The sequence below is a fragment of the uncultured Mucilaginibacter sp. genome (genome assembly GCF_937859865.1).
Classification (GTDB): domain Bacteria; phylum Bacteroidota; class Bacteroidia; order Sphingobacteriales; family Sphingobacteriaceae; genus Mucilaginibacter_A.
Genome location: NZ_CALMAT010000098.1, coordinates 25,605 through 46,118 on the forward strand (window position 1 = coordinate 25,605; position 20,514 = coordinate 46,118).

A 20,514-nucleotide genomic window follows, 5' to 3' on the forward strand; every position below is an offset into this window, starting at 1 on the left:
CTTGTTTAATTTAAATCCGAAAAAATTACTGTGCTTCTTTTAGCCATTAAAAATTCGTTTTTATTTCTTTTATTTTTTACAAAAAGCATAAAAATCACCTGTTTTTTTATGTGCTAAAAGAAGCATAGAAACCTGTTCAATAAAATTTTCAAACCAACTCGATTCACATTTTAGAAATTGTATTTCTGTAAATTAGCCATTCAATAAGCTAATTAGTGTTTAACCAAATAAGCATATTAGGTTTTGCATAAGAAAATATGGGAGAAACTATATACTTGTTTGTAATGTTAAAGGAATTTATACTATGGCTTGCATCTCTTCTCAAAAAACACTACTGGTTATATTAATGGTATTGTTTTTGGGTAATGTTATTGCTCAGGTGCCTAATATTAGCTATCCAACTCCTCAAAGCTATACAATCAATACTGCTGTTACTCCTCTATTGCCAGCTAATACAGGCGGTGCTGTACCAAACAGGGCTTATGGCCAGGTTTCTACCTTAACTGGTAATGGTTACGGAAATGCCGTTGGTAGCTTAGCATCAGCAAGATTTGCTTCTCCAACAGGGGTAGCATTAGACCTACAGGGCAACATTTACATAGCTGATCGTGAAAATAATATTATAAAGAAGATTTCCTCTGCTGGTATAGTTAGTGTTTTTGCGGGAAGCGGTGCAGAAGGCTCTGCCGATGGAATTGGCCCGGCAGCTACCTTTTATTCGCCTGTAAGTTTAACTACAGATGTTGCAGGTAATATTTATGTTGCAGATTATGGCAGTAGTTTAATCAGGAAGATAACACCTACCGGAGTAGTAACTACCCTGGCCGGAAGCACACCAGGGTTTGCTAATGGAACAGGGACAGCAGCAAAATTTGGTTCGCCAAGTGGTATAACTGTAGATAAATCAGGTAATGTTTTTGTAGGAGACAGAGATAATAATTTAATAAGAAAAATTACTCCCGCTGGAGTAGTTACTACTTTTGCAGGTAGCGGAACTGTTGGAGCTGTAAACGGGACAGGTACAGCAGCAAGCTTTCAACATCCGCAATGTTTAACTTTTGATAATAATGAAAACCTCTATGTTACGGATTTTAATAGTATCATAAGAAAAATAACGCCAGCAGGTGTGGTAACTACTTTTGCTGGTAGTGGAGTTACAGGTTCAACTGATGGTGTTGGTACTGCTGCAAGCTTTAATTTGCCAGTAGGCATTACAGCTGATCATTTAAGTAATATATACGTAGCAGATGCCGGAAATCTTTTGATTCGGAAGATAACCCCGGCAGGTGTAGTAACTACGTTAGCAGGAACTGGTTCAGTTGGCTTTGTAAACGGTATTGGTAAAGCTGCCAGTTTTTCAGGTTTATATGACCTAACTATTGATACTGAAGGAAATGTATATGCGGCAGATGCTTATCACAACGGCGCGATAAGAAAGATTTCAACTACGGGTTATACAATTGATAAAACTCTGCCTGCGGGTTTGATTTTTGATTCAGCAACTGGAACTATCAACGGTACTCCAATTGTTTTATCTCCTGCTACTGATTACACCATCACAGCGTATAATACAAGCGGCAGTAGTACTACGGTTGTAAATATTAAAGTAGAAAATCCGGCACCCCTCGCTTTTGCAACCCTTCCATCTAAAAATATTTGTGATACCGATTTTGATCCTGCTGCCACAAGTGGCATCGGAACAATAACATACATCAGTAGCAATTCTGCTGTAGCAACTATTATAAACAATAAAATACATGTTACCGGACCAGGCGTTACATTAATCACAGCTACTGACGGAAGTACATCTGCTCAACAAAATTTAACAGTAATTTCACCGGTTCTTCCTGTAGTTAACATCACTTCGGATCATAACAACATCTGCATTGGTATGCCCGTTACCTTTACTGCAACTGTAAAGAATGCTGGCAGTAATCCAACTTATCAATGGCAAGTTAATGGCATAAAGGTTGGTATTAACAGTCCAACTTTTACCACTTCCAATATTTCCCCAACAGATGTTGTTCAGTGTGAAGTAACTAATAATGATTCCTGTCCGGTCAGTAGTTCATCTAATAAGATAACCGGTATAAATGCCGACCCTTATGTTACGCCTACAGTTTCCATAATATCATCAGCTACCGGGCCTGTTTGCAGCGGAACTGAAATAACTTTTACCGCAACTTCAACTAATGGTGGTACAAATCCAACTTATCAATGGCAGGTTAATGGTGTAAACTCAGGAAGCAATAATCCAGTATTTACTAATAGTAATTTTGTAAATGGAGATATAGTTACTTGTATGCTTACCAATAATACAGGTAAATGTGTTGCACCTCCGATGGTTTTATCCAACACCATAAAAGTAAATTTGATTCAGCCTTCTAATACCAGCCTTTCCGTTATTGCATCGGCCAATCAGGTTTATACAGGTACAACTGTTACTTTTACTGCTTTACCAGTTAGCATAGCATTGGTTACCTCTTACCAGTGGCAGATTAACGGGATAGATACTGGTACAAATAGTGCTACTTTTACCAGTAAAACCTTAAAAACCAACGATCAAATTATTTGTACCATTACAGTAAATGATGGGTGTACTATCACAACTGTCAGTAGTTTGCCAATATCCGTAAACATTCTTCCATCACCTACCTTAAATATCCCTAATACCTTTACCCCTAATGGAGATGGCATTAATGACTACTGGAATATTACAGCCCTGGTTTATTACCCAAACTGTTTGGTAAGCATTTATAACCGTTACGGCTCCTTAGTTTACCAATCAAAAGGATATAGCAAAGCATGGGATGGTTCAATAAATGGCAGTCCGCTTTCTGTTGGAACTTATTATTATGTAATTAGTTTAGGTAGCAGTAGTAAGAAAATAAGCGGCGGCGTTACTATTATTAGATAATTTGGGTTTTACTACGCGGTAAGTAAAAGTCTATAAACTTTACTTGTTCAAAGTACAATGGTTTGACGTTTGATTATAAGAGATTGTATAAATTTATATCAGAAAAATTTATAATGATTTTTTAGTACTGTTTCTGATTATAAGATGACTATAAAAACCGATACATTCTTATAAATATTAAGCTGCAGTTAGCTATAAAAAATGAAAATATTCATTCTGATTTATCTGCTTTTTCTACTAAACTAAAGCCATTATACATTTAAAGCCTGTTTAAAATTTGTTCAATAATTTCTTATATACTTCTTTTACCGCATAAAAATCATTGGCACAATGTACTTTTTGTATTGGAACAATATTTAAAAACAAAATTTATAGGCATAAAAGAAGCATTATAAATTTTTATGATAGAAATTTAAACAGGCTCTAATGGAGAGAAAATTGAGCTTGTATAACAAAAACAAGATTAATTATTGATAGAAACGTAGTTAAAAGACAACTTTTGCTACTAAACATCATTCACCGTTTTGTTTAAAGAACTTCCCTGCCTAACATCTTAATCCTTAAAAAATTAATTAGTACTGTTATTAATTGTTTAAAAACATAAATTGTTTATTTAAATTTTTAATCATAGCTTTAAAAAATTATTCTTTTTGTTTTTTTAAGAAAACATTTATATATTTTTTATACCAATTATTATATTATTAACTTAAAATTGCGAGTATATATCTGGTTTATATAGATATTATCACTTTTAAGTTCAAAATTTGACCAATTATATTTTTACAATTTGTATATTTTTTAATCTATTAATTTGGTTATTGTTGTATATAAATTATTTAAGCATTACAGAAAAGAATTATTTTTTAGTATTTTTTTAATTAATAATTGTATAAACTTACATTCTAAAAATGAGTGAAAATTTAAGTAATTATGCGGGCTATAACCTGTTTACCAAATCACTTGACGATTTGCCACAGGCACCAAAAATAGTGATTAATACAATTAACCAATATTCTTTTTGCATGGCAGAAAAAGAGGCTGAGTTTAAAAATGCTTTATTAGAATCAGAAGTATTATTGCCTGATGGTGTTGGAATTGTAGCTGCTGTTAGGTTACAAAACGGTGATAAAATAAATAAAATTTCAGGCTCAGACCTTCATTATCATTTATTAAATAAATTGAACCAAGAATATGGCAGTTGTTTTTATTTAGGCTCTACGGAAACAACATTAAAAAAAATTAAAGAAAAAATAGCACTCGAATATCCTAATATTAGAGTAAGCTATTATTCTCCTCCTTTTAAAGCTACCTTTTCTGATGAGGACAATGCTAATATGGTTTTTCAAGTCAATCAATTTAAACCTGATGCATTATTTGTTGGAATGACTGCTCCTAAACAGGAAAAATGGGCCATTGCACATAAACAACAATTAGATGCAAAAGTAATAGGTTCTATAGGTGCAGTATTTGATTTTTACGCAGGAACTGTAAACCGCCCGGCCAATTTTTGGGTAAACTTGCGTTGCGAGTGGTTTGGCCGATTGCTCAATGAGCCACAACGCATGTGGAAAAGATACTTGTATTATGGACCTATCTTCGTTTATACTTTACTTAAATACAAAATTAAATATTGATAATTTATACCTAAATGCCTTTTTAAGTAAAAGAGTACATTATAAAACATTTCTTTTTTACTTAGAGCCTGCTTAAATTTTGTTCAATTTATTTTCTATACTTCTTTTATCACCTAAAAAACATAAAAAGCTTCCATGCTTTTTGTATCAGCATAGAATATAAACACAAAATTTATAGGCATAAAAGAAGCATCATAATTATTAATCCTGAGCTTATTGAAGGATATGCTATAAATTAAACAGGCTTTTAAATTACTTTAGTGCATTTTTTATTAGTTGCAATAAATTTTAATTAATGCTTGTTTATTGTTTCTTTCACTTATATAAAGGTTTGTTAAAATTAACAGGATACTTACACAATTTAAAATAAATTGTAATATACAAGTTTTTTTTTAATAAAAATATATCAGCATTTTCTGTTATTCTTTTACAAATTGTATAAGATAAATCAATAACATAGTTTATAATTTTTAAAGCTTAAGTTATATAAATTTTACAAAGTCAATTAAAATTTTTTTACTAAAAACACTAAAAAAGAAACCGGTAATACTCCTACTATCTTGACTAATAAATAAAATTAAAAAAAGAAAAAATGTTATGGCAATAGTTGCTTTTTTAAAAAAAGCCAGGAACTTATTTTTAAGAAAAGTTATATATAGAAACTATCAAATAGATAAAGGTTTCCATTCGGGTGCAAGAGTTAGGATATGGGCAAAAAATAAAATCAAGATTGGTAAAAACTTTTACATTGGCAGGGATTCTTTTATTGAAACTGATGTTAATATTGGAAATGATGTAATATTTGGAAACAGCGTTGCAATTATAGGCCGTTACGACCATTGCTATCAGCAAATTGGGACACCAATAAGGTTTGCTGTGCAAATTCGAGATAAAGATTATAACTGGAAAGGGTTAAATTTAATAACGACTATCGAAGATGATGTATGGGTAGGATATGGTGCCACCATATTAGGAGGTGTAAAAATAGGTGAGGGAAGTATAATTGGTGCAGGCTCGTTGGTTATTAAAGATGTAGAGCCTTATTCTATTTATGCTGGTACTCCTGCAAAAAAAATAAGAGGTAGATTTGAAAGCTTTGAAGATTTACAAAAGCATTTATATTTAGTAAAATCAAAATATTACAAATCCAACAAAGTAGAGGATACCCAATATTAAATATGTGTATGTTTTACTAGTTGCGTTTTCAATAACATTATAGTTTATATTATTTTCTAATAGTTATTGATGGCATATTTTGCAATTAAAGAAACCATATTTTATCTACTTTTAAGGTGTAGAAAAATAAAATAAAATTAATAGCTCTGTGCAAAGCAACACGATAGAAATATTAATTTTTAACAAGTAAAAGAAGCATAAAATATTTTTAATGACGTTGGCCTAAAACGTATTGGCCTAATCATTGGCGGAGAAGGTGGGATTCGAACCCACGATACCCTTGCGAGTATACAAACTTTCCAGGCTTGCTCTTTCGACCACTCAGACACCTCTCCGTGTTTTTCGGACTGCAAAGTTAAAATTTTCCAGTGGTTACGCTAATTTAATTTTTGCCCACCAATTTTATGCCGGTAAAAGAAGCATCGCACCGGAATTTTGGCAATTGTCGTTAAATCCGCAGCTTCCAACAAAATCATTCCTTATTTTCGGCAACAAAAAAACATGGGCAAAAGAAGCATGAAGCTTTATGTAGTTAAAATTGGTGGCAACGTGATAGACAATTCCGAAAACCTACACCATTTTTTGAAAGATTTTGCCGCGCTTGATGGGCTGAAAATATTAGTGCACGGCGGCGGAAAAGTGGCCACGCAAATCTCTTCTTCGCTGGGGGTTGAAACGCAACTGGTGGATGGCCGCCGCATTACCGATATCGAAACCTTGCGCGTGGTTACCATGGTTTATGCCGGGCTGATCAACAAAAACATGGTGGCGCAATTGCAGCGTTACCACAACAACGCCATTGGTTTAACCGGTGCCGATGGTAATTTTATCCGTGCAAAAAAGCGCCCGGTCAAAACGATTGATTATGGTTTTGTGGGAGATTTGGACGAGCACTCGATCTCCGCAGAAAACATCGCCAAATTGTTGGATGCTTCTTTTACACCTGTTTTTTGTGCGTTGACACATGACGGCGAAGGGCAGCTTTTGAACACCAATGCCGATACCATTGCTTCTGCCCTCGCCGTTGCTTTGGCTAAAATTTACGAAACGACCTTAATTTATTGCTTTGAGAAAAAAGGTGTTTTGCAGGATATCAACGATGATGAATCACTGATTCGCGACATCAACCCCGAACGTTACGAACAATTGAAATTAGAAAAAATAGTTTCCGAAGGGATGCTGCCGAAACTGGACAATGCTTTTGCCGCGATAAAAAGTGGTGTAAAAGAAGTAATTCTTGGCCAGGCCGATGAACTGCATTATTTGAATAAAGGAAATAGTTTTGGAACGATTTTGAGGAGTTAGGAGTTGTGTGTTGCCAGTTCTCGATTTACAACTTAAACCTTACAAATCTCAACCCAAAACCGACAACAGGAAACGTACAACTGACAACTGGAAAAAAATGATTGACAAAAAAATAGCCATACTTGGCAGCGGCAACATTGGTTTATCATTGGCCAAAGGTTTGGTAAAAGCCGGGATTTGCGAAGCCGGACAAATTACGTTAACGCGAAGAAACATAGCGGCTTTACAAGCACAAACGGAAGCCGGATTTGTAGTTTCCAACAACAATTTTAAGGCGGTAAAAGAAGCATCTATTGTGATCATTGCCGTTTTGCCGCAGCAATTGAACAAGCTGCTGGACGAGATTAGACCGGGCATTGATGTGGAAAACCAATTGTTTATTTCGGTGATTTCAGGTGTGAGTTGTGCCGATATTAAAAAACACTTGCAGGCCGAAGTGCAAGTGGTGCGCGCGATGCCGAATACGGCCATTGCGATTGGCCATTCCATGACTTGTTTGGCTACCGATAATGCTTCCGTAGAAAACCTGAATCTGGTAAAATCCCTGTTCAACACGGTTGGTTTAAGCATCGAAATTAACGAAGAACTGATGACGGCAGCAACGGCTTTGTGTGCCTGCGGCATTGCCTTCTTTTTGCGTTCGATACGTGCGGCATCGCAAGGCGGAACGGAAATTGGTTTCCATGCGCACGATGCTTTAAAAATGGCCGCGCAAACCGCAAAAGGCGCGGCCGATTTGTTGCTGCAACTGGCTTCTCACCCCGAACAGGAAATTGACAAAGTTACCTCGCCCAAAGGCTGCACCATTGCCGGCCTCAACGAAATGGAGCACAATGGTTTTAGTTCGGCCATGATCAAAGGCATTAAAACTTCGGCCGTAAAAGCAGGGGAATTGTACAAAGAGGATTAGCAAAATGCTTCTTTTATCAGCCTAAATTTAGTGCGATAAAAGAAGCATTGCCCCATTTTAAATTTGCCACATATTGGGCGTGTCGCGGTACTCGCTAATCTGTTCGATAATCTCTTCCACTTCATCGCTTGACAGTTCAGTCGCGCCATCAGCCGTGTAAGTGAACAGGCGGCCTGGCTGCTCAAACGTGATGTAGCCCATGTAATCCGGGTCGTTGTTTTTTTCTAAATGCAGGTTGGTTTCCTTCTCAAAAAACTGGTTTTTATCGCCGTTTTTCTGATCGCGGTAAATGCTGTACGTGTACGTTAAAACCGGGTGGTTATCTGCATGTGCCTGGCTGTCTGGTATGATAATCAAAGGGCGTTTTTTTGCGATGGTAATATGAATGGGTTTCATAAAAATGCTTCTTTTAATTGTGCTTTAATTAATATAGACAGTTAAAAAAAACATTAGGTTTTTGAAAATTTATCTCTGCAAAAAACAGGTTTGATCCACCAAGGCCATAACCTAAAACAACATACTGTTTTTACCCATACTTTTTAAGTGCTTTGATATTCCGTACAAAAACCAGTGCTTTGCGCCATCCATTTTTTAAAAAGCATAAGAAGTTTGAAGTTTTTAATGGGATAAAAGAAGCATCAAAACCAGGCTAAACTATATTTAAACAAGCTTCTGGTACAAATAAATTAAAGAAAAATTTACGTGGTTAAAATGAATGGCTTAAATTTATGATCTAAACCTGTCTGAATACCGTCCAATATTTGCCATGCTTATTTTACCGCATAAAAATCATTGGCTCGTTTTACTTATTGTACCATACCAGCACCGAAAACAGGGTTGACAGGCATAAAAGAAGCATAGAAAGATAAAATTTAAGCAGACCTTGCCATGAGAAATAAGTTTAGCAAATCCATTTTCATGGCCTGTGTTTGTGCTTTCTGCTTATTATCATGTGCCACGTTCGGCCAAACTATAACCAATAAATTTTTAAAAGACAATGTAACCGCAATAAAGGCTATGGGCGAACGGCTACCGGTGGAAAAGCTTTACCTGCAAACCGACAAGCCTTATTACAGCAGCGGCGATACGATCCGTTTCAAGGCTTACCTCTTGGATGCCGATTTCCTTCTCCCCTCGGCCCGGAGCGGGCTGCTTTATGTGGAACTGGACGACATGGCCGGCACCGCCATTAAACGGGTGATGGTGCCTGTTAATTCCGGACTGTCATGGGGCGATATAACCTTGAACGAAAAAGAGGTTCACGAAGGAAGTTTTGTTTTGCGTGCCTACACCAACTGGATGCGCAATTTCGGGGAAGGCTACGTTTTTAAAAAGAACATCTATGTTTCTGCAACAAGCGGCCCCACTACCTTGGTTAGGGCCATATTTAGGACGGACAGCGCGGCAGGCAAAAACAAGGTAGAGGCCAATTTACAGCTTACCTCGACCGGCAATATTCCCGTGGCACTGAAAGACATGAAACTGCTTGTAACGGACGGAAAGCATACGTTAGCCCGGGACAAAGTTACGACCGGCATAGACGGAAGCCTGAAGTTTGGCTTTGGCCTGGCCGACAAAACAGCCCTCAAAAACCTAACGATAAAAGCGCAGCAGACCGGCAACGGTGCAGATACCGCCACTTTGGCCATTCCGGTAAACATCAACCGGCCCGAAAAAACCGACCTGCAGTTTATGCCCGAAGGCGGCAATTTAGTAGCAGGCATATCTACAAAAGTTGGTTTTAAAGCGGTAAGCGAAGATGGCAAAGGTATGGCCTTGGCAGGGAAAATCTACAACGGCAAAGGGCAGGAAATAACCAGTTTCAAAACCGCCCACGCCGGCATGGGCAGTTTTGGGCTTGCGCCACAGGCAGGGGAAAGCTATTATGCCAAAATAACGCTGCCCAAAGGAATCACGAAAGAATATCCTTTGCCTTTGGCCAGCCTTTCGGGCACCTCGTTGTCCGTAAAACCGCTGGGCAACGATACGTTGGTGCTGACGGTTAACGCCACAGCAGATTTAACAAACAAACCTATAACTTATTGCCTAATCGGCCAGTCGCGCGGCGTGGTGTGCTATGCGCAGGCCCTTGGCTTCGGCAATAATTTACCGGTAAAAGCAGCATTGCCCAGCTCGCTTTTCCCGACGGGCATTGCCAGGTTTACCTTGTTGGACCAAGGCCACCTGCCGCTAAACGAGCGGCAGGTATTTATTAATCATCATGATGAATTGCAGATTAGTGTCAGTACCGATAAACAAAACTATAAAACCCGCGACAGCATTGCCCTGGCCATCGAGGTAAAGGACAAAGACGGCAGGCCCGTGCAGGGCAGTTTCTCTTTGGCGGTAACGGACGACAGCCAGGTAAAAATAGATAGTTCAGGTAGTAACATCCTCAACAACCTACTGCTTACTTCCGATTTGAAAGGCAATATCGAAGCGCCCGGCTATTATTTTACAGGCGATAAAGCCGAAGAGCTGGACAACCTGATGCTTACACAGGGATGGGTTGGGTACAGTTGGAAAGAGGTTTTTAACCCGGTTAAAACACCAATCGCCTACCCGGCCGAAAAAGAGTTCGTGGTTCAGGGAAAAGTAACCAACGCGTTTAACAAGCCGGTTGTGGCCTCAAAAGTTATACTCATTTCTAATAACCCGCCGATATTTAAAGACACGGTTACCAATACTGAGGGCCGTTTTTATTTTAAAGGTTTGGTGCCTGTAGATACAGCGCTGTTTAAAATACAAGCAAGGACCAAAAAGGGAAGCAGCTTTAACGTGAACATCAACGGGGAAGAATTTAAACCACCTGTGTTTGGGCCATCGGCACCAATATCCCCATGGTACGTAAACCCTGATACCATTGTAGTGGCGAACGTAAACACAAAGGCAGCGCAGTTAAAGGCAGTGGATGATTTGATGGGAAAAGGCCTCCGCTTGAAGGAAGTAACCATCAAAGCTAAAAAAATCATTCCCGGTTCCAAGAACCTGAACGGCCCGGGCGAATATGATGAAGCGTTTGACGAAAAAGATTTTAAAAATGCCAATAAAATGACTTTGGGGGATTTCCTGGAAAAAAATATCCGAGGGTATGTTGTTAACGGAATTTGGGGAAAGGACCGTTGGTATTATGTACTAAAAGGAAAAAGAATACATTTTATAATCGACGGGATGGACCTGGAATACGGTTACAGTTTCGGCAGTTCAGGAGGCGAAAGCTATGAAGACGAACGCTACCATTTTATAAAAAATTACCTTGGTTATTTTACCGCAGAGGATATTACGGGCATTGAAGTTATGTATAATACAGGCCACATCGGAAGCTACGGCGTACAATATGCACCTATCGGAAAGTCTCCAAATGGCGATGAACATGCCTACTTAGAGATCACCACCAGGGCAAAGAAAGGGCCGTTTATGAGGGTAACGCCAGGCACTTACCTGTACAAAACTTTGCCTTTTGCCCTTTACAAAGAATTCTACCGCCCCAAATATAATGCAAACAACAGAAACATTGCCATAGGAACAGACCTGCGCTCCACCATCCATTGGGCACCAAATGTAACAACCGATGCCGAAGGCAAAGCCAGGCTCTCGTTTTACAGTGCCGACAAGCCCAGCATTTACACCGTTACCGTAGAAGGGACAGATTTACAAGGCCAGATCGGCTACCGCAAGCAAAAGATAAATGCAGCAACACCACCATCTTCCCATAAATGAAGAAACTTCACCCCAAAAAATATGGCTTACCTAAAAAGTAGTGCTAAAAGAAGCATCGGCAAAAACTGAAACAGAATTACTGCTCCAGTTTCAGTTTGCCCAGCATATACTCGCTTACTTTTTTGCCTTGTTCTGCGCCAACATCCACACTGTTGCGGTAGTGGATGCCGCCATAAAACCGGCTGATCGAAGCTTCATCTGCAGCTTGTACAAAAGATTTAAAGTTCCGTTTCATGCCGATGTATTTCAAATCGCTGGTATCTTGGAAATTGAAATTATCGCCAAACAAATGCGTTAACATCACGGCTGCCGAACGCGTAATGGTGCTGTGCCCACTTGGATATTCAGGAAAAGGCGGCGTTTGCAGCATCGGTTCCCAAGAGCGGTCAATCTTATCATTAATCACCGTAACCGGCCGGATGTAGGCACTTTTGTATTTTTCCTGCCAGCAACACGTAAAAGCATCAAACATGGCAACCGAAGTCAACGCATAAGCTTGGGCAGTTTTCAAGGCATCGGCATGTGTTTTTTTACAGGCAATTTCGGTGATGCCAATCCAATGGCCGCCGGGCGTGATCTTTTTGTTGGCAAAAATCATGTGGCCGGAATGCTGCAGCACAAAAGGGTTATCGTCCCAATATTTGGCAATGTCTTTTTGGTCCTGCGTTAAATTTTTGGTTTGGTTGTAAACGTCCAGGTTTTGCTTAAAGTAGATACTGTTTTTATCGGTACTAAATTTGGGCGGCGGCGGAGGCGCAAACTGCTCCGAATTGTCCAGCACAAAAGTGTGCATCGTTCCCCAGCAATATTCTACGCCGTCTAAATAATCCGGTGGCGTTGGGTGCCATTTTCCGGGATCGTTGCTGCCCAAAAACTTTGGCTTGCCGCGCGTTTGCAAATAATTATCGGCGTTGGCACGTTTCAAAACCACTTTGGCCACTTGTTCGCCATAAGCTACAGAACGTGCATAAGTAGAATCATCCATCTGATCTTTGAAAGAAGCATAAACGCGGTCTTCGTAATTTTTAAGCGAATCCACCGAAAAAGTAACCTTGCGCACTACTGTAAAAAAAGCTTTGGTAGCAGCCAGCGTATAATTATATTTTTTGCCTTTTTGCGGTTCTGGCGAAGCATCAAAACCGTTTAACTGCTGGGTCAGCGAAACATATTTTGGGTTTTGATGACGCAAAGCCTCATAAGAAGCCAGCGAAGCATACGCATAAATACGGCAGGCAACCGGCGGCGTAAACACATCGTAAATGATGAGCTTGGTCAACTGGTCTTCATTTTGATGCAATATTTCCGTCTCGCTCATCCCGGCTACTTTTGCTTTCTTGCAACTTGAAAAGAACAGGGCCGAAAAGAACAATAAAGCTATGAGATGTTGTAACCTCGTCATTTTTAAATTTTTGGTGCGGCAAATTTACTTTTATCGGCCGAAGTTAAAAAAGGTGAAACCGGAATATAATGTTAACTGATTAAACGGATGTATATTTTAGAAACCCAAATTTCAAAAGAAATAATTAAGTTGCAGCCAAATGGATTTCCGCCGCTTGTTTTACCGCTTTCCAAAACCGTTGGTTTCAATATTTATCATTGGGTTTTTTGTGGCGGACGCTTCTTTTGCACAACAAAAATCAGTGTTAAAAGAAGCTGCCATCATCCCGAAACCGGTTCAATACGAACTGCAGAAAGGAAGCTTCAAACTTAACAATGCCACCTCTCTAAACGCTGCGCCTGCGATAAACCCAACTACCGTTTTACTTTTTAAACAAGCTGTTTTTTCTTTCGCGCATACTGTTTTTACCCACCAAAAAAGTAGTGGTAAAAACAGTATTGCCTTGACAATAGATTCGGTTTTGGTGCCGCAAAAAGAAGGCTATCAATTGAGCATCGGCCAAAACCAGATCAAAATAATCGGGCACGATGATGCAGGCGTTTTTTACGGAACGCAAACTTTGCTGCAATTAATTTCTCACGATAAACCCGGAAACTACAGCATCAACAATTGTAAAATTAACGACTATCCAAGGTTTGGCTACCGCGGGATGGAACTGGATGTAAGCCGACATCTTTTCCCGGTTTCGGCCATCAAAAAATGGATCAATATTTTGGCTTTTTACAAGATCAACACGTTTCACTGGCATTTGACAGACGACCAGGGCTGGCGCATCGAAATCAAAAAATACCCGAAATTGCAATCGGCTGCTGCATATCGGAACGAAACTTTGATCGGCCATAAAAAAGAAATGCCGCACCAATTTGATGGCCGGCGTTACGGCGGTTTTTATTCGCAACAAGAAGTAAAAGATATCGTCAAGTTTGCTGCGGAGAGGCACATCAGCATTATCCCCGAAATTGAAATGCCTGGCCATGCGTTGGCTGCTTTGTCGGCTTATCCCGCTTTGGGCTGCACTGGTGGCCCATATCAAACTGCTACTTTTTGGGGCGTTTTTGATGATGTTTATTGCGCCGGAAACGAGGAAACTTTCCATTTTTTGGAAAATGTTTTGGATGAAGTGATTACGCTTTTTCCTTCAAATTACATCCATATTGGCGGTGATGAATGCCCAAAAACGAAATGGAAAACCTGTCCGAAATGCCAGAAACGCATTGCCGATGAACATTTGAAAGACGAGCAGCAACTGCAAACTTATTTTATGGGCCGGATTGAAAAATACCTCAAAAACAAGAACAAAAAAGTGATTGGCTGGGACGAGATTTTGGAAGGCGGCCTAACACCAGATGCAACCGTAATGAGCTGGCGCGGCGAAGAAGGCGGAATTGCGGCTGCCCATTTGCAGCACGAAGTGGTAATGACGCCCGAAAAATTTGTGTATTTGGATTACTACCAATCGCTTAACCCGAACGAACCAATTGCTGCCGGCGGATACACGCCTTTGAGTAAAATTTATGGTTATGAACCTGTTCCGGCTGCTTTAAAACCGGAAGAAACCAAGTACATAAAAGGCGTGCAGGCCAATGTTTGGAGCGAATATTTAACCAGCGAAGAAAAGGCTGAATACATGGTTTTTCCGCGGGTTTTTGCTTTAGCCGAAATTGCCTGGAGCAGTAAAGCCGACCGGAATTATGCTGATTTTTTAAACCGTTTACGTTTGCAAAAACCGATGATCCAACAACTGAAAATTAATGCGGCTGAGGTTTTTGATGAGATAACAGACACGGTTTCAGTACAAAAAAACAGTGTTTTAGTCAGTTTGAAAAGCACAAAACCAAACGCAGAAATCCGCTACACCACAAACGGAAAAATACCCGATAAAAACAGTATCGCTTATCAAAAGCCGGTTTCAATTTTCAAACCCGGAACGTTAAAAGCAGCTTTGTTTACCCATGGAAAATTATGTGGACGCGTTTTTGAACAAAGTTTTAACATTAGCAAATCTACCGGCCAGAAAGTAAGTTTGAAGTATTCCCCGCAGGGAAATTTTAACCCCGGCAACAACAATGTTTTGGTGAATGGTTTGAGCGGAAGCAACCGCTACAATGATAACCAGTGGTTGGGTTTTGCAGGAGAAGATTTGGAAGCAGTGATTGATTTGGAATCCGTCCAACAAATTTCTGAAATCGGCACCCATATTTTAAAATATCACTGGCAAAAAATGTGGGAGCCGAAACAGTTGACTTTTGAAATCTCTACCGATGGTGTTACATTCAGCGAAGTTTATCGCCAGCAAAGTTTTCCGGCAAACGGCATCAATACCGTTCATGCTGTTTTTATGCCGGTAAAAGCCCGATACATCAAAATCAAAGCAGAAAACAAAGGGCTTATCCCGCAGGGAGAATATGGTGCCGGTGGAAAAGTCTGGCTTTTAACAGATGAATTTACAGTAAATTAATTTCGGGCAAATGACTTTTTTGATTATCATCGGCTGCATTGCAGGTTTAATTTTACTCATCAGCGCAGCTAAAGTGCACCCGTTCCTGGCTTTTTTGCTGATCTCGTTGGCGGCAGGCTTGTTGCTTGGTCTTCCACTGGATAAAATTGCAGGCTCGATAGAAAAAGGCATCGGCGATATTTTATCCTCGCTCGTCATCCTGATTACGTTGGGTGCGATGTTTGGCAAATTGGTTGCCGTTAGCGGTGCCGCTCAACGCATTGCGGCCGTCATCGTAAATGCCGCTGGCAAAAAAAATATCCAATGGGCGATGATGACGATTGGTTTTATCATCGGCATCCCGCTTTTTTACGGAATTGGTTTTGTACTGATGGTGCCGCTGATCTTCTCGGTGGTTTACAAATACAAATTACCGGCCGTTGCCATCGGCTTGCCCATGCTGGCCGCGCTTTCGGTAACGCATGGTTTTTTGCCGCCGCACCCCTCGCCTTCGGCTTTGGTTACGCAGTTTCATGCCAACATGGGTCTCACCTTATTCTACGGGATTTTGCTGGCTGTTCCCGCGATCATTATTGCCGGTCCGGTTTTTTCGAGTACGTTAAAAAAAATGCCTTCGCAGCCCTTGAAATCTTTTGTGGCCGATGAACTGCCCGAAGATAAACTGCCGGGTTCGTTCAACAGTTTTTTCACGGCCGTTTTGCCCGTTTTATTATTGATGGCAACTACAATTGCTTCGTTTGCTTTTCCGGCCACTTCGCCGTTGCATCCGCTTATTGCTCTGTTGGCCGCGCCTTCCATCGTGCTGATGATCGCCATTACTTACGCCACGTTTTCATTAGGAATTTTTCAGGGCAAAAACATGCCGCAAGTGATGGGTTTTTATGTAGATGCCGTAAAAGATATTGCTTCTATCCTGCTCATTATTGCCGGTTCGGGCGCGCTGAAACAAGTGCTGACCGATACCGGCGTAAACGCGCAATTTGCCGGATTGCTACAAAACCTGCACATGCAGCCGCTGGTTTTAGGCTGGCTGATTGCCGCCATTATCCGCATTTGTGTAGGTTCGGCAACGGTTGCCGGCTTAACTACGGTTGGTATTATTTTACCGATTATGGTAGCCTCGCACACCAATCCAAATTTGATGGTGCTTGCCGTTGGCGCCGGAAGTTTGGCTTTTTCGCACGTTAACGATTCGGGTTTCTGGCTTTTTAAAGAGTACTTCAACCTCAGCGTAAAAAACACATTTTTGTCCTGGTCGGTCATGGAATCCATTGTGGCTTTTGTGGGATTGGCCGGCGTATTAATCCTCAATTCAATTTTATAACGATAAAAACAGTATGAAAATTTTAACTGCAGACCAATGTTTCGAACAATTAGGCTTCACCCTTCCGCCCGCGCCAAAACCATTGGGCGTGTACAAACCTTATTTGATTGACGGCAAATACTTATACATCTCTGGCCACGGCCCGGTTCAAAACGATAAAAGTTTGATTATTGGCCGTATCGGCGATACCATTTCTCAAGAAGATGGCAAACTGGCCGCGCGACAGGTTGGCCTGACGATCCTATCTACCATCAAAACCAACCTGGGAAGTTTGGATAAAGTAAAACGCGTGATCAAAGTTTTGGGTATGGTTAATTGTATGCCCGATTTTGAAAAACACCCTTTCATTATCAACGGTTGCAGCGAACTTTTTGCACAAATTTGGGGCGAAGAAAACGGCATCGGCACACGCAGCGCAGTTGGTTTTGGTTCTTTGCCGGATAATATCCCGGTAGAAATCGAAGCGCTAATGGAATTATGGTAACACCAATTTTTAGCCGATAAAAGAAGCATCTATCCTTGATGATAAATTTAGTAAATTTGAGTTATGGAAAAGCTGATCATTTACGTACCGGAAAGAAAAAGTGCTTTGGTAAAAGAATTACTAAAGGAATTGGGCGTAACTATTGAAAAAGAAAAAATGGATATGGAAGCTCATTTAAAAGAGATTGCCAATATGCCTGTTTGGACTGATGAAGATTTGAAACCAATTGAAGAAGCCAGAGAAGCCTTTAACAGTTTAAAACCAGCTTAATGGTAATTGATTCGAATATTTTAATTGAGCATTTACGGACTAAAGACAAACTATCTACCAAGTTCTACAAGCTTTTGCAAGGAAATGAAAAGCTTTTTATATCTGCTGTTTCTGTATATGAAATTTATTGTGGGGCAGCTACAAAAGACAAAGAGAAGAATATCAAATTATTGATTAAGGACATAACAATTCTCCCGTTTGACTTTGAAGCTTCACTCAAAGCAGCTGAAATCTTTCGTCAACTTAAAGCAAAGAACCAGTTAATCGAGTTCCGCGATATTTTTATTGCCGCCACTTGCATCATCGAAAACCTGCCTATTTCAACATTGAACAGAAAGCACTTTGAGCGGATTGAAGGACTAAAAATCGCTTAATATTTTCTCCCTTAACACCAATTTTTACCCGGTAAAAGAAGCATGCAAACCAAACCTTGGTATTGGATAGAAAATACCGAAACCCTAAACACGCCGGCGTTGGCAATTTACCCGGATCGTGTAAAACACAATATCAATTTGTTGATCAGTTCGATCGGTAATGTTTCCCAGCTTCGACCGCATATAAAAACATGCAAAGCGATCGAACCAATTTTGCTGATGTTGGAAGCAGGAATTACCAAGTTCAAATGCGCTACCATTGCCGAAGCAGAAATGCTGGCGATGGCAAAAGCACCGAACGTGTTGCTGGCTTACCCGATTGTTGGCGCTTCAGTCGGCCGTTTTTTAAAACTGGTCAAAACTTTTCCTGAAACAATTTTTTCGTGTTTGGTAGATCATCCGGAATCGGCACAAATTTTAAACGATGCCGCTTTCAGCCAAAACCTTAAAGTTCCGGTTTATATTGATTTGAACATCGGGATGGACCGAACCGGCATCAACCCAAATAAAGCAGCAGATTTGTATCAATTTTGTGCCATAAAAGAAGCATTAGTTCCAATAGGTTTGCATGCTTATGACGGCCACATCCACGAACCGGATCTGGAAACCCGCCGAAAAGAATGGCATACTGTTTTTATGCAGGTAAAAACAGTATCAGAAGAATTGGTTGAAAAAGGATTTGATCAACCAACGATTATTGCCGGAGGAACGCCGACTTTTCCGTTTTATGCTTTGGAAAAAAACGTAGAATGCAGCCCCGGCACGTTTATTTACTGGGACGAAGGCTACCGGCAGCATTTTACCGAACAGGCTTTTTTGCCGGCAGCTTTGGTAGTTTCGCGTGTTGTTTCTTTGCCGGATGAAACGAAGATTTGTATTGATCTCGGCCATAAAGCTGTTGCTTCCGAAAGCAGCTTTGATAAACGGATCCATTTTTTAAATGCGCCTGATCTTAAATTAATTAGCCACAGCGAAGAACATTTGGTGGCCGATGCAGGCGAAAACCACACTGTTAAAATTGGCGATGTTTTGTACGGATTGCCTTGGCACATTTGCCCAACCGTTGCTTTGCACCAATTTGCCGTAACTATAAAAACCCATCAAATAACCGGAAGCTGGGAAACCATCGCCCGAAACCGCAAAATTACCTTGTAAAAACAGTATGTTTATTGTTGATGCCCACCTCGACCTAAGTATGAACGCGCTGGAATGGAACCGCGATTTGACCCAAACGGTTGCCAAAATCAATGCACGCGAAAAAGGCCTGAACGATAAACCAGACCGCGGAAATGCCGTCGTTGCTTTGCCCGAACTGAGGCGCGGAAACGTTGGTTTGGTGGTGGCCACGCAAATTGCCCGTTATGTTGCGCCTGGCAATCCGCTTCCAGGCTGGCATTCGCCGGAGCAGGCCTGGGCGCAAACGCAAGGCCAGTTGGCCTGGTACAAAGCGATGGAATATGCCGGGGAAATGGTGCAGGTTAATGATTTGGATTCGTTAAACAGGCATTTGGATTTATGGGAAACCGCTTCCACAGAAAAAAAGCCCATCGGTTATATTTTAAGTTTGGAAGGCGCAGATTCTATCCTTTCCATGCAGCATTTGGATCAAGCTTATGAAGACGGTTTGCGCGCTGTTGGCCCTGCCCATTATGGCCCGGGCCGATACGCACAAGGCACGGATGCCACTGGTTTTATGGGAGAAAAAGGCCATGAACTGTTGCGCCAGATGGAAAAACTGAACATCATTTTGGATGCCACGCATTTATGTGATGACAGTTTTTGGGAAGCTTTAAACCATTTTAACGGCGCGGTTTGGGCCAGCCACAACAACTGCCGCGCTTTGGTGAACCACAACCGGCAATACAGCGACGAACAGATTAAGGTATTGATAGAACGCGGTGCCGTTATTGGTGCTGCCATGGATGCCTGGATGCTGATTCCAAATTGGGAACGCGGCAAATCCGACCCGAAAGGTATGCACTGCGATTTGAATGTTGTAATTGATCATATAGACCATATTTGCCAGATTGCCGGCAATTGTTTACATGTTGGCATTGGTTCTGATTTGGATGGCGCTTTTGGCCGCGAGCAATGCCCGTACGATCTGGAAACCATTGCCAATCTGCAAAAGCTGGACGGTTTATTGGCTTTGCGCGGTTATTCGGCTACCGATATTGAAAATATTTTGCATCGGAATTGGATACGGTTTTTGAGGAATACCTGGAAATAGAGATGCTTCTTTTATCGGCATAAAATTGGTGGTTTTATCATTTCGACCGAAGGAGGAAATCCTCTTTCAACTTACATGCTTCTTTTATCGGCATAAAATTGGTGTAATGCCTGCTTGCCCAAAGATTTTATGTTTCGTTTGCTGCCGCAGCTTTCATTTTCCGAAGCAGTGTTTATCTTAGCGAAATGATCGGTGTTTGGCAATTAGCTAAACGCAAATGGTCAGCCTAAATTCTAAATTATCACCCCAAACTTATGGCTTCTTCCCGCAAAGCAGCACTCGGTTTTATTTTTGTAACCCTGCTGATTGATGT

General features: G+C 40.5%; 15 protein-coding genes and 1 tRNA gene. 13 read left to right on the plus strand and 3 right to left on the minus strand.

Annotated features, from left to right (window positions below):
- The first annotated feature begins 304 nt into the window (after positions 1–304).
- The 3 genes from Q0192_RS10255 to Q0192_RS10265 all read left to right on the plus strand — a co-directional run bounded on the left by Q0192_RS10255 (position 305) and on the right by Q0192_RS10265 (position 5,727).
- Complete coding sequence (locus Q0192_RS10255) at positions 305–2,917, plus strand: gliding motility-associated C-terminal domain-containing protein (RefSeq protein WP_299289390.1); 2,613 nt, start codon at positions 305–307, stop codon at positions 2,915–2,917.
- A 908-nt stretch (positions 2,918–3,825) separates the two neighbouring features.
- Positions 3,826–4,551: a WecB/TagA/CpsF family glycosyltransferase gene (locus Q0192_RS10260; protein WP_299289391.1), complete on the plus strand. Its 726-nt coding sequence runs from the start codon at positions 3,826–3,828 to the stop codon at positions 4,549–4,551.
- Positions 4,552–5,148: 597 nt separating this feature from the next.
- Positions 5,149–5,727 (plus strand): acyltransferase, encoded by a 579-nt coding sequence (locus tag Q0192_RS10265; protein WP_299289392.1) that lies wholly within the window; start codon positions 5,149–5,151, stop codon positions 5,725–5,727.
- A gap of 245 nt (positions 5,728–5,972) precedes the next feature.
- Here the strand turns inward: Q0192_RS10265 and Q0192_RS10270 are convergent.
- Positions 5,973–6,062: transfer RNA gene (locus Q0192_RS10270), tRNA-Ser, on the minus strand.
- Between the two features lie 181 nt (positions 6,063–6,243).
- Here Q0192_RS10270 and argB point away from each other — a divergent pair.
- The gene (gene argB / locus Q0192_RS10275) at positions 6,244–7,032 is read left to right on the plus strand and encodes an acetylglutamate kinase (RefSeq protein ID WP_299289413.1); all 789 of its coding nucleotides are present in this window, start codon (positions 6,244–6,246) and stop codon (positions 7,030–7,032) included.
- Between the two features lie 97 nt (positions 7,033–7,129).
- On the plus strand, positions 7,130–7,942 hold the full coding sequence (gene proC / locus Q0192_RS10280) for a pyrroline-5-carboxylate reductase (protein WP_299289393.1): 813 nt from the start codon (positions 7,130–7,132) through the stop codon (positions 7,940–7,942).
- 57 nt (positions 7,943–7,999) lie between these two features.
- On the opposite strand, the gene Q0192_RS10285 is transcribed toward proC, so the two are convergent.
- Positions 8,000–8,338 (minus strand): hypothetical protein, encoded by a 339-nt coding sequence (locus Q0192_RS10285; RefSeq protein ID WP_299289394.1) that lies wholly within the window; start codon positions 8,336–8,338, stop codon positions 8,000–8,002.
- A 621-nt stretch (positions 8,339–8,959) separates the two neighbouring features.
- Here Q0192_RS10285 and Q0192_RS10290 point away from each other — a divergent pair.
- A complete protein-coding gene (locus tag Q0192_RS10290) occupies positions 8,960–11,662 on the plus strand; it encodes a hypothetical protein (RefSeq protein ID WP_299289395.1) in 2,703 nt (900 codons plus the stop codon).
- A gap of 76 nt (positions 11,663–11,738) precedes the next feature.
- Here the strand turns inward: Q0192_RS10290 and Q0192_RS10295 are convergent, their stop codons facing one another.
- Positions 11,739–12,977: a vanadium-dependent haloperoxidase gene (locus Q0192_RS10295; protein WP_299289396.1), complete on the minus strand. Its 1,239-nt coding sequence runs from the start codon at positions 12,975–12,977 to the stop codon at positions 11,739–11,741.
- Positions 12,978–13,200: 223 nt separating this feature from the next.
- Between Q0192_RS10295 and Q0192_RS10300 the strand changes: the two genes are divergently transcribed.
- The 7 genes from Q0192_RS10300 (at position 13,201) to Q0192_RS10330 (ending at position 20,201) form a co-directional block, all read left to right on the plus strand.
- On the plus strand, positions 13,201–15,519 hold the full coding sequence (locus Q0192_RS10300; RefSeq protein WP_299289397.1) for a glycoside hydrolase family 20 protein: 2,319 nt from the start codon (positions 13,201–13,203) through the stop codon (positions 15,517–15,519).
- A gap of 10 nt (positions 15,520–15,529) precedes the next feature.
- Positions 15,530–16,843, plus strand: a complete 1,314-nt coding sequence (locus Q0192_RS10305) for a gluconate:H+ symporter (RefSeq protein ID WP_299289398.1) — start codon at positions 15,530–15,532, stop codon at positions 16,841–16,843.
- A 13-nt stretch (positions 16,844–16,856) separates the two neighbouring features.
- Positions 16,857–17,327, plus strand: a complete 471-nt coding sequence (locus Q0192_RS10310) for a RidA family protein (protein WP_299289399.1) — start codon at positions 16,857–16,859, stop codon at positions 17,325–17,327.
- A gap of 63 nt (positions 17,328–17,390) precedes the next feature.
- Positions 17,391–17,597 carry a hypothetical protein gene (locus tag Q0192_RS10315; protein WP_299289400.1) on the plus strand — a complete coding sequence of 69 codons (207 nt, stop codon included), beginning with the start codon at positions 17,391–17,393 and terminating at the stop codon, positions 17,595–17,597.
- Positions 17,597–17,971: a type II toxin-antitoxin system VapC family toxin gene (locus Q0192_RS10320; protein ID WP_299289401.1), complete on the plus strand. Its 375-nt coding sequence runs from the start codon at positions 17,597–17,599 to the stop codon at positions 17,969–17,971. Before Q0192_RS10315 ends, Q0192_RS10320 begins: the two co-directional genes overlap by 1 nt.
- A gap of 42 nt (positions 17,972–18,013) precedes the next feature.
- Positions 18,014–19,126 carry a D-TA family PLP-dependent enzyme gene (locus tag Q0192_RS10325; RefSeq protein WP_299289402.1) on the plus strand — a complete coding sequence of 371 codons (1,113 nt, stop codon included), beginning with the start codon at positions 18,014–18,016 and terminating at the stop codon, positions 19,124–19,126.
- Positions 19,127–19,133: 7 nt separating this feature from the next.
- Positions 19,134–20,201 carry a membrane dipeptidase gene (locus Q0192_RS10330; protein ID WP_299289403.1) on the plus strand — a complete coding sequence of 356 codons (1,068 nt, stop codon included), beginning with the start codon at positions 19,134–19,136 and terminating at the stop codon, positions 20,199–20,201.
- The last annotated feature ends 313 nt before the right edge of the window (positions 20,202–20,514 follow it).

Coding starts and splice junctions, on each gene's coding strand:
- Q0192_RS10255 (WP_299289390.1), top strand. CDS start 305: ATGGCTTGCATCTCTTCTCAAAAAACACTACTGGTTATATTAATGGTA.
- Q0192_RS10260 (WP_299289391.1), top strand. CDS start 3,826: ATGAGTGAAAATTTAAGTAATTATGCGGGCTATAACCTGTTTACCAAA.
- Q0192_RS10265 (WP_299289392.1), top strand. CDS start 5,149: ATGGCAATAGTTGCTTTTTTAAAAAAAGCCAGGAACTTATTTTTAAGA.
- argB (WP_299289413.1), top strand. CDS start 6,244: ATGAAGCTTTATGTAGTTAAAATTGGTGGCAACGTGATAGACAATTCC.
- proC (WP_299289393.1), top strand. CDS start 7,130: ATGATTGACAAAAAAATAGCCATACTTGGCAGCGGCAACATTGGTTTA.
- Q0192_RS10285 (WP_299289394.1), bottom strand. CDS start 8,338: ATGAAACCCATTCATATTACCATCGCAAAAAAACGCCCTTTGATTATC.
- Q0192_RS10290 (WP_299289395.1), top strand. CDS start 8,960: ATGGGCGAACGGCTACCGGTGGAAAAGCTTTACCTGCAAACCGACAAG.
- Q0192_RS10295 (WP_299289396.1), bottom strand. CDS start 12,977: ATGAGCGAGACGGAAATATTGCATCAAAATGAAGACCAGTTGACCAAG.
- Q0192_RS10300 (WP_299289397.1), top strand. CDS start 13,201: ATGGATTTCCGCCGCTTGTTTTACCGCTTTCCAAAACCGTTGGTTTCA.
- Q0192_RS10305 (WP_299289398.1), top strand. CDS start 15,530: ATGACTTTTTTGATTATCATCGGCTGCATTGCAGGTTTAATTTTACTC.
- Q0192_RS10310 (WP_299289399.1), top strand. CDS start 16,857: ATGAAAATTTTAACTGCAGACCAATGTTTCGAACAATTAGGCTTCACC.
- Q0192_RS10315 (WP_299289400.1), top strand. CDS start 17,391: ATGGAAAAGCTGATCATTTACGTACCGGAAAGAAAAAGTGCTTTGGTA.
- Q0192_RS10320 (WP_299289401.1), top strand. CDS start 17,597: ATGGTAATTGATTCGAATATTTTAATTGAGCATTTACGGACTAAAGAC.
- Q0192_RS10325 (WP_299289402.1), top strand. CDS start 18,014: ATGCAAACCAAACCTTGGTATTGGATAGAAAATACCGAAACCCTAAAC.
- Q0192_RS10330 (WP_299289403.1), top strand. CDS start 19,134: ATGTTTATTGTTGATGCCCACCTCGACCTAAGTATGAACGCGCTGGAA.